At 64.8% G+C, this 9,403-nt stretch carries 9 protein-coding genes; 6 read left to right on the forward strand and 3 right to left on the reverse strand.

Annotated features, from left to right (window positions below; translation table 11 throughout):
* The 6 genes from EOA33_RS40425 to EOA33_RS11615 all read left to right on the forward strand — a co-directional run.
* Positions 1–448: ATP-binding cassette domain-containing protein (locus EOA33_RS40425; RefSeq protein ID WP_245482307.1), on the forward strand; the 448-nt coding region annotated here is incomplete at its 5' end.
* Positions 435–1,286 carry an ABC transporter permease gene (locus EOA33_RS11590; protein WP_126054062.1) on the forward strand — a complete coding sequence of 284 codons (852 nt, stop codon included), beginning with the start codon at positions 435–437 and terminating at the stop codon, positions 1,284–1,286. The genes EOA33_RS40425 and EOA33_RS11590, both read left to right, overlap by 14 nt.
* A gap of 196 nt (positions 1,287–1,482) precedes the next feature.
* On the forward strand, positions 1,483–2,781 hold the full coding sequence (locus tag EOA33_RS11595; protein WP_126054063.1) for a cytosine deaminase: 1,299 nt from the start codon (positions 1,483–1,485) through the stop codon (positions 2,779–2,781).
* Positions 2,782–2,783: 2 nt separating this feature from the next.
* Positions 2,784–4,181, forward strand: coding sequence for an FAD-binding oxidoreductase (locus EOA33_RS11600; protein ID WP_126059047.1), 1,398 nt, complete (start codon positions 2,784–2,786; stop codon positions 4,179–4,181).
* A gap of 210 nt (positions 4,182–4,391) precedes the next feature.
* Entirely contained in the window at positions 4,392–4,973 is a 582-nt protein-coding gene (locus tag EOA33_RS11610) for an NAD(P)H-dependent oxidoreductase (RefSeq protein WP_126054064.1), read from the forward strand.
* A complete protein-coding gene (locus tag EOA33_RS11615) occupies positions 4,973–5,560 on the forward strand; it encodes an NAD(P)H-dependent oxidoreductase (RefSeq protein ID WP_126054065.1) in 588 nt (195 codons plus the stop codon). Before EOA33_RS11610 ends, EOA33_RS11615 begins: the two co-directional genes overlap by 1 nt.
* Positions 5,561–5,607: 47 nt before the next feature.
* Here the strand turns inward: EOA33_RS11615 and EOA33_RS11620 are convergent, their stop codons facing one another.
* From EOA33_RS11620 to EOA33_RS11630, 3 genes are all read right to left on the reverse strand, one after another.
* A complete protein-coding gene (locus EOA33_RS11620) occupies positions 5,608–8,070 on the reverse strand; it encodes an FAD-dependent oxidoreductase (protein WP_189347610.1) in 2,463 nt (820 codons plus the stop codon).
* The gene (locus EOA33_RS11625) at positions 8,067–9,248 is read right to left on the reverse strand and encodes a pyridoxal phosphate-dependent aminotransferase (protein ID WP_126054066.1); all 1,182 of its coding nucleotides are present in this window, start codon (positions 9,246–9,248) and stop codon (positions 8,067–8,069) included. The genes EOA33_RS11620 and EOA33_RS11625 overlap by 4 nt, the downstream gene beginning before the upstream one ends.
* On the reverse strand, positions 9,248–9,403 hold a 156-nt coding region (locus EOA33_RS11630; RefSeq protein ID WP_145989117.1), incomplete at its 5' end, for a homocysteine S-methyltransferase family protein. The genes EOA33_RS11625 and EOA33_RS11630, both read right to left, overlap by 1 nt.

A 9,403-nucleotide genomic window follows, 5' to 3' on the forward strand; every position in this document is an offset into this window, starting at 1 on the left:
GATGGCAATGCTGGCGCGCGTGCATCTCAACGGCTTCGAAAATGCCGTGCCGCGCGAGCTCTCCGGCGGCATGAAGATGCGTGTCTCGATCGCGCGGGCCATGGTGACCAAACCGCGCATCCTTTTGATGGACGAACCGTTCGCGGCGCTCGACGAGATCACCCGCTTCAAGCTCAACAACGACCTTCTGGAACTGTGGCAGGACGAGCGTTTCACCGTCGTCTTCGTCACCCACAGCGTCTTCGAGAGCGTGTTTCTGTCCAGCCGCGTGGTGGTGATGGCGGCGCGGCCGGGCCGCGTTTACGGAGAGCTTGCAGTCGACGCGCCCTATCCGCGCGACGAGGCGTTCCGCACCTCGCCCGACTATGCCGCGCTCTGCCGCCAGGCGTCCGACGTGCTGGTCAGCGCCATCAACTCAACCGCTGGACCGCACCATGACGGCCATTGAAGACACAGCCCTAAAGCTCGATCCCGAAGAGGCGCGCCGCGTCCGCCAGGCGCGCCTGGAACGGATCGGCAGATGGGTGCTGCCGCTGGCGATCATGGTGCTGGCGATCTGGCTGTGGGACCGCATCTGCGTCTGGAACGAGATCCCGCAATACATCCTGCCGCGCCCGGGCGTGGTGCTGCAGACGCTGCGTGACGATGCCGGGCTGCTGTTCTCCTCGCTCCTGGTGACGCTGAGGATCACCTTCCTCAGCCTGCTTCTCGCCGTTATCGGCGGCGTCGGGCTGGCGGTGCTGTTCGCGCAGTCGAAATGGGTGGAGATGTCGTTCTTCCCGTTCGCCATCGTTTTGCAGGTGACGCCGATCGTCGCCATCTTCCCGCTGATCAACATCTACATCAACAACCAGACGACCAAACTGCTGCTGTGCGCCTGGATCGTCGCCTTCTTCCCGATCCTCTCCAATACCACGCTTGGGCTGAACTCCGTCGACCGCAACCTGCGCGACCTGTTCAAGCTCAACGGCGCGACCCGCTGGCAGCAATTGCGTTATCTGCGCCTGCCGGCGGCGATGCCCTATTTCCTCGGCGGTCTGAAGATCGCCGGTGGCCTGTCGCTGATCGGCGCGGTGGTTGCCGAATTTGTCGCCGGGGCGCAGGGGCAGTCGTCGGGGCTCGCCTCGCGCATCATCGAGGCCGGCTACCGGCTCAACGCGCCGCGCCTGTTCGCGGCGCTGTTCCTGATCTCGCTGACCGGCATCCTGATCTTCCTGGTGCTGTCGCTGGTGTCGCATCTGATCCTGCGCCGCTGGCACGAGAGCGCGCTGAAGCAGGAGCGATAGGGTGGGCGACGTGATTGTGATGTTGGCGCCAAGCACCCCCCTCTGTCCTGCCGGACATCTCCCCCTCAAGGGGGGAGATCAGCCTTCATTTCGGGTTTCGCCAATCACCGACATTGCAGGACGAGCGCTGTCGGCGAAGTTGCCAATCTCCCCCCTTGAGGGGGAGATGCCCGGCAGGGCAGAGGGGGGGTAAGCCTTGATACCGGCCTCTGGTTCTTACCATCTCGCCAATGTCCGCGTTCACCAATCACTGACGCCGGGCCTCGCCGCAATCTTCGACAGCGACGGCTTCGCGATCGCCGACATCGCTGTGACCGATGGCAGGATTTCCAGCATTGCGGCACGCGGCAAATCGAAAGCGCCGGCGGATGCCATAGACCTTGGCGGCCGCATTGTGCTGCCGTGCTTCGTCGACTGCCACACCCATATCGACAAGGGCCATATCTGGCCGCGCAAACCCAATCCCGACGGGACTTTCATGGGCGCTCTCAATGCCACGGGCACCGACCGCGCCGCGCGCTGGAGCGCCGAGGACGTCGCCCGGCGCATGGATTTCTCGCTGCGCAGCGCTTACGCGCATGGCACCAGGGCCCTACGCACGCATCTCGACAGCGTCGCGCCGCAGGAAGAGATTTCCTGGCCAGTGTTCGAGACGATGCGGGAGAAATGGCGCGGGCGTATCGAACTGCAGGCCGCCTGCCTGCTCGGCATCGAAGGCGTGCGCGACAAGGCCTGGTTCGAACGGCTGGCCAAGCGCGTCGCCGCAGCCAAGGGTGTGCTCGGCGTCGTCACCTATATGGTGCCCGATCTGGAAGAGCTCCTCGACCGGGTGTTCGGGCAGGCGATCAGGCACGGGCTCGACCTCGATTTCCATGCCGACGAAACCGACGACGTCGCCGCCATGTCGCTGAAGAAGATCGCCGAAGCTTCGCTGTGGAACGGTTTTGAGGGCAACATCCTCGTCGGCCATTGCTGCTCACTGGCGCGCCAGCCCGACCTCGCAGTGCTCGATACGCTGGACAAGGTGGCGAAGGCCGGACTGGCCGTGGTGTCGCTGCCTATGTGCAACCTCTATCTGCAGGATAGGCGCGGCGATAACACCACGCCACGCTGGCGCGGTGTGACACTGCTGCACGAGATGAGGGCGCGGGGCATCCCGGTAGCGGTCGCCTCCGATAACACGCGCGATCCCTTCTACGCCTATGGCGATCTCGATATGCTCGAAGTCTACCGCATGGCGACGCGCATCCTGCATTTCGACCATCCGGTTGGCGACTGGCCGCAAGCAGTGGCAGCGACGCCGGCGAAGGTGATGCGGCTCGACGGTTTCGGCACGCTCGCTGCCGGCGACAGCGCGGATTTCATCATCTTCAAGGGGCGGAGCTGGACCGAATTGCTGTCGCGGCCCGAATCGGATCGCATCGTGGTGCGCGACGGCAGGACGATCGAGCGCCGGCTGCCCGACTATGCCGAACTTGACGAACTGATGGTGTGACGATGGATATTGCGGCGCTGAAGCGCGACCTCGATGGATTGAAGATCGACGACCATCCGGCGATCGTCCAGCAGAAGAGCCGCGATTTCTACTGGTACAGCCCGGTGCTGAAGCAGCAGCTCGATCATGTCACCGGCGACCTGATCGTCACGCCGAAGACCGAGGATGAGGTGATCCGCCTGCTCGCAGCCTGCCATCGGCATGGCGTTCCGGTGACGCCGCGCGGCAGCGGCACCGGCAATTACGGGCAGGCGATGCCGCTGTCGGGCGGCGTGGTGCTCAACCTCGCCGAGATGAACGCCGTCCAGGCGATCGCGCCGGGCCGTGTCGTGACTGGACCGGGTGCGGTGCTGGCCGAGATCGACAAAGCAACGCGCGCCCATTCGGCCCAAGAGCTGCGCATGTCGCCGTCGACCTACAATACGGCGTCGATCGGCGGCTTTGTCGCCGGCGGTTCGGGCGGCGTCGGATCAATCCGCTGGGGCGGCTTGCGCGACCTCGGCAACGTCATCCGGCTCAGGACCGTGACGATGGAGGCCGAACCGCGCGTCATGGAACTGACCGGCGAGGAGGTGCTCAAGGTCATGCACGCCTACGGCACCAACGGCATCATCACCGAGGTCGAGATGCCGCTGACGGCCTCCTATGACTGGATCGACGTCATCGTCGGCTTTGACGATTTCATGGACGCGGCCGGCTTCGGCAACGACCTCGCCATCCAGGACGGCATATTGGCGAAGCTGATCACGCCGATCGCCGCGCCGATCCCCTACGACTATTTCAAGCGGCACCAGAAATTCTTCCGACGCGAGCAGAGCATCGTGGTGTGCATGATCGCGCCGCATGCGATCGATGCCTTTGTCGCCTTCGTGAAGAGCGGCAAGGGCGAGATCGTCTTCCGGGCCGACCAGGAGGCCGATCTCAAGGGGCTGCCGCCGGCCTACGAGCTGACATGGAACCACACGACGCTGCGCGCCATCCGGGTCGATCCGACGATCACCTATCTGCAGGCCCGCTATCCATCGCCGGATCATCTCGCCCACGTCAAGGCGATGGTCGACCGCTTCGGCGACGAGGTGCCGGCGCATCTCGAATTCATCCGCTTCGACGGCGCGATCGGCGCCGCCGGACTGCCACTGGTGCGCTACACCACGGAAGAGCGGCTGGACGAGATCATCCGCATCCATGAGGACAATGGCTGCTGGATCTTCAATCCGCACCGCTACACGCTGGAGGAGGGCGGCATGAAGCGGACTGACGATGTCCAACTCGCCTTCAAGCGCGAGACCGACCCGCAAGGCCTGCTCAACCCCGGCAAGATGATCGCCTGGGAAAATCCGGACTATGATTACCGCTCGAGCAAGTCGTTCCTGTTCAAGGGGCTGCAAAAGGCGGGGTGAGACGATGACGGGCGTTTGGCGCTGCACCCCCCTCTGGCTTGCCGGCCATCTCCCCCTCAAGGGGGGAGATTATTCGCTCCGCCGCTTTCGCCAATCTCCAACGTTGCAAGGACAGGCGTGGCGGAAAAGCTGCCAATCTCCCCCCTTGAGGGGGAGATGGCCGGCAGGGCAGAGGGGGGTGCCTGGCGCTGACCTAGGGAAATTCCTCCCGTGAACATCCTCGTCCTCTACGCTCATCCGGTGGAGACCAGCTTCAATGCCGGCCTGCACCGGACGATCGTCGAGCGGCTGGGCGCGGCAGGACACACGATCGACGATTGCGACCTTTATGCCGAGGATTTCGACCCCAGGCTCACACGGGCCGAGCGGCTCGGCTACCACGACCAGCGCGGACCGGGCGATGCCGTGGCCGGCTATGTCGAAAGGCTGCAAAAAGCGGAAGCACTGGTGCTCTCCTTTCCGGTCTGGAACTACGGTTATCCGGCGATCCTGAAAGGCTTTTTCGACCGTGTCTTCCTGCCTGGCGTCTCGTTCAAGCTGGTCGACGGCAAGGTGCGGCCAACGCTGCACAACATCCGCAAGCTGGCGGCCGTCACCACCTATGGCGGCAGCCGTTTTCGAGCCATGCTGATGGGCGATCCACCGCGCAAGGTGGTCAAGCGCATGCTGCGGGCCACCATCAAGCCCGGCGCTCCCGTCTCCTACCTCGCGCATTACTCGATGAACCTCTCGACCGACGCGTCGCGGGCTGCCTTCACGGCGAAAGTCGCGGCGAGCATGGATCAATTCTGATGCGCGTGCTGGTGGTCTATTGCCATCCGGTGCCGGAGAGCTTTTGCGCTTCGATCCGCGACAGCGCCGTCGAGGTGCTCACGCGACGCGGTTGGGAGGTGCGGCTGCTCGATCTCTATGCCGAGAACTTCAATCCGGTGATGAGTTGCGAGGAGCGGCGTTTCTACAACGAGCGCGCGCCGCAGGACCCGGCGCTGAAGCCGCATTTCGATCATCTCATGTGGGCGGAGGCGATCCTCTTCGTCTATCCGACCTGGTGGTATGGGTTGCCGGCGATGTTGAAGGGCTGGCTCGACCGTGTGTGGGCGACGGATGTTGCGTTCCAGCTGCCCAATGGCAAGGGGCGGATCAAGTCGCTGATGCGACACGTCACGAAGGTCGGCGTGATCACCACCTGCGGCGCGCCGACCTGGTGGAGCGTCGTCGTCGGCCAGCCGGGCCGCAAGACCATCCTGCGCGGCATGCGCGCGCTCTGCGCCACGCGCTGCAGGACATTCTTCCTGGCGCACTATCTGATGGATTCCTCGACGCCGAGGAGCCGGGCGGCGTTCCTGGCAAAGGTGAGGGCGAAGCTGGAAAGGTTTTGACGATTAGCGTCCTTCTCCCCGTAGAACGGGGAGAAGGGAAAGGCGTGCTACATCCTGACCCGTTCCGCCTTCGGATCATACATCGGCTTCAGCGACGCCTCCGCCACAAAACGCTCGCCGGCGATCTCGACCTCGTAGGATGAGGCAAGCACATCCGCCTCGCTCTCGCCCTGGCACGGCACATAGCCAAGCCCGATCGCGCCGCCGAGATGGTGGCCGTAATTGCCGGAGGTGATCGGACCGACGATCTTGCCGTCGCGCAAGATCGCCTCGTTGTGGAAGAGCAGGGGTCGCGGGTCCTTGAGACGGAACTGCACCAGTCGACGGTCGAGGCCAGCCTCCTTCTTCCTGAGCACCGCATCGCGGCCGATGAAGTCGGCTTTGCTCGTCTTCACCGCGAAGCCGAGGCCAGCCTCCAGCACGTTGTCCTCGTCGGTGATGTCGTGGCCGAAATGGCGGAAGGCTTTTTCGATGCGGCAGGAATCCAGGGTGTGCAGACCGCAAAGCTTCAGGCCGACCTCCGCGCCGGCGTCAGAGATTGCCTCGAACACGTGCGCCGCCTGCTCGGTCGAGACATAGAGCTCCCAGCCGAGCTCGCCGACATAGGTGACGCGGTGGGCGCGGGCGAGCCCCATGCCGATCTCGATCTCGTGGAAGGTGCCGAAGGGGTTCCCCTCATTGGAAAAATCGTTGGGGCTCAACTTCTGGATCAGCTTTCGCGACTCTGGACCCATCAGGCAGAGCACGGCCTCGGCCGCGGTCACATCGGTGATGACGACGAACTCGTCGGCGACATGCCGCCTCAGCCAGGCAAGGTCACGCTGCAGAGTGGCGCCGGGCACGACGAGGAAATAGGCCGTTTCCGAAAGCCGCGTCACCGTCAGGTCGCTCTCGATGCCGCCCTTGGCGTTGAGCATCTGCGTGTAGACGATCTTGCCCGGAGCGACGTCCATGTCGTTGGCGCAGAGCCTTTGCAGCAAGGCGCAGGCGTCGCGGCCTTCGACACGGATCTTGCCGAAGGAGGTCATGTCGAAAAGCCCGACGCCGTCGCGGACCGCGAGATGTTCCTCGCGCTGGTTGTCGAACCAGTTCTGCCGTTTCCACGAATAGCGGTACTCGCGCTCCTGGCCGTCGCGGGCGAACCAGTTGGCGCGCTCCCAGCCCGCCACTTCTCCGAACACAGCGCCGCGCGCCTTCAGATGCTCGTGCAAGGGCGAGCGGCGCACGCCCCGTGACGTCGCCATCTGGCGATAGGGGAAATGGTCGGCATAGAGCAGGCCGAGCGTTTCGGAGACGCGCTCCTTGAGATAGCGGCGGTTCTTCTGGAAGGGCTGGGCGCGCCGGATATCGACCTCCCAGAGATCGAAGGGAGCTTCGCCGTCATTGATCCATTGCGCCAGCGCCATGCCGGCGCCGCCGGAAGACACGATGCCGATCGAATTGTAGCCGGTCGCCATCCAGTAGCCGGAAAGCTCCGGCGCCTCGCCGAGATAGTAGCGGTCGTCCGGCGTGAAACTTTCCGGGCCGTTGAAGAAGGTATGGATGCCGGCGGTGCCGAGCATCGGCATGCGGTTGACGCCCATTTCGAGGATGGGCTCGAAATGGTCCATGTCCTCGGGCAGCTGGTCGAAGCAGAAATCCTCGCGAATGCCGTCCATGCCCCACGGCTTTGCAACGGGCTCGAAAGCGCCGAGCATCATCTTGCCTGCGTCCTCCTTGTAGTAGGCGCACTCGTCCGGCACGCGCAGCACCGGCAGGCGGGTCAGCCCTGGGATCGGCTCAGTGACGAGATAGAAATGCTCGCAGGCGTGCAGCGGGATGGTGACGCCGTTCTGTCGGCCGAGCTCGCGTGCCCACATGCCTGCGCAGTTGATGACGATGTCGGTCTCGATCGTGCCTTGCTCCTCGCCCTGTGCCCAGGACACGCCGGAGACGCGGCCGTCCTTGGTGTGGACCTTGGTGACCTTGACGTTCTCGACGATGGCAGCGCCGCGCTGGCGCGCGCCCTTGGCTAGCGCCATGGCGATGTTGGCCGGATCGCATTGGCCGTCGAGCGGCAGGTGCACGGCGCCGACCACGTCGGACACATTGAGATGCGGGTACGTCTCCTTGACTTCGCGGGGCGAAATCTCGCGCACGTCGACATTGAACGCCCGGGCGAGAGACGCCTGCCGGTAGATTTCGTGCTTGCGCTCCTCGGTCAGTGCGACGGTGATCGAGCCGACCTGGCGCATGCCGGTGCCGACATCGGTCTCGGCCTCGAGCTTGACGTAGAGGTCGGCCGAATATTTCGCCAACCGCGTCATGTTCTGCGAGGCGCGCAACTGGCCGATCAGACCCGCTGCATGCCAGGTCGTGCCGCAGGTGAGCTGCTTGCGTTCGAGCAGCACGATGTCGGTCCACCCCAGCTTGGCCAGGTGATAGGCGACCGAGCAGCCGGAGACGCCGCCGCCGATGATGACGGCCCTTGCCTTGTTGGGAATGGCTTTGCCGGGAATGCTTTTGCTCATGCGGCCTCGCGGCGGTAGGCGGAAGCGAAGCGGCGCAGGCGAAGCGCTGCCTCCTTGAGGATGGGCTCGGGCTGGCACAGGCTGACGCGGATGTGGCCGGCGGCGGCCTCGCCGAAGCTCGAACCCGGCATGACGCCGACCCGTTCCTTGTCGAGCAGCGCCCAGGCGAACTTCTCGTCGTCAGGCTCGATCGCCGAAATGTCGAGCATGACATACATGCCGCCCTCGGAGCCGCGCACGGTGACGTCGTTCATGCCGCGGATCGCTTCGAGGAACAGCGTGCGCCGCGCGGCGTAACGCTCGGCAATCGCCTTGACGCCGTAGCCGTTTTCGAGCGCTTCGGCGCAGGCGATCGAGATGAAGGCCGGCAGGCCGTAGGTCGTCACCAGGTTGAGGTTGATGAGCAGCGCGATCATTTCCCTGGGGCCGGTCAGCCAGCCCATGCGCCAGCCGGTCATGCCGTGGCTCTTCGACATGGAATTGATGACCAACGTGCGCTCCGCCATGCCGGGCAGGGAACGCGGCGAGATGTGCTCGCCGCCACCCAGCGTCCAGTAGACTTCGTCCGACAGCAGCCAGAGATCATGCTCCCGGCAGACTTTGGCCAGGTCCTCCAGCCGCTCGCGCGAATAGACCGCGCCGGTCGGGTTGTTCGGCGTGTTGATCAGAATAGCGCGCGTGTTGGGCCGCAGTGCGGCGCGGATCATCTCGGCGCGTGGCTGGAAGCCGTCCTCGGCCGGCGTCTCGACAACGGTGAAGTCGGCGCCGGCGGCGCTGAAGGTATTGGGATAGGTGGCGTAATAGGGCGCGACGACGATGGCGTGATCGCCGGGGTCGAGCACGGCCTGCACGGCGGCATAGAGCGCCGCCTGTCCGCCCGGCGTGGCGATGACCTGGTCGGGCTCCGTCACGACGCCGGCGCAGGCGGTCGAGGCCGCCGCCATCGCCTTGCGCAGGCGCGGCTGGCCGGGAAGGGGCGTGTAGTGGTGGTTGCTGGCCCGAACCGCAGTCACGCAGGCCTCAATGGTTTCCGAAGGCGTGTCGAAGTCGTGGTCGCCGACCGAAAGCATGATGATGTCCTCGCCGGCCTGCTTGCGGGTCCAGGCCGAGAAATGCACCTCCCATCCGTCCTTGCCCGAGGGCACGATGCCGGCAATGCGCGATGAGGGTCTGGGCATTACGGAACTCCCGAGATTTTGTGACCGGCCTGCTCGAGCCGGCCGCGTAGGGCAGCGATATGGGCGGGGCCGACCTCGCAGCAGCCGCCGACGATATGGGCGCCGGCCTCGACCCAGCCGATGGCCTGCCCGGCATAGGCTTCCGGGTCGAGATC

Source organism: Mesorhizobium sp. M4A.F.Ca.ET.050.02.1.1, from assembly GCF_003997725.1.
GTDB lineage: Bacteria > Pseudomonadota > Alphaproteobacteria > Rhizobiales > Rhizobiaceae > Mesorhizobium.

What these genes read in the sequence shown, in the direction of transcription:
- EOA33_RS11600 (WP_126059047.1), top strand. Translation starts at nt 2,784, where the DNA reads ATGGATATTGCGGCGCTGAAGCGCGACCTCGATGGATTGAAGATCGAC.
- EOA33_RS11615 (WP_126054065.1), top strand. Translation starts at nt 4,973, where the DNA reads ATGCGCGTGCTGGTGGTCTATTGCCATCCGGTGCCGGAGAGCTTTTGC.
- EOA33_RS11620 (WP_189347610.1), bottom strand. Translation starts at nt 8,070, where the DNA reads ATGAGCAAAAGCATTCCCGGCAAAGCCATTCCCAACAAGGCAAGGGCC.
- EOA33_RS11590 (WP_126054062.1), top strand. Translation starts at nt 435, where the DNA reads ATGACGGCCATTGAAGACACAGCCCTAAAGCTCGATCCCGAAGAGGCG.
- EOA33_RS11625 (WP_126054066.1), bottom strand. Translation starts at nt 9,248, where the DNA reads ATGCCCAGACCCTCATCGCGCATTGCCGGCATCGTGCCCTCGGGCAAG.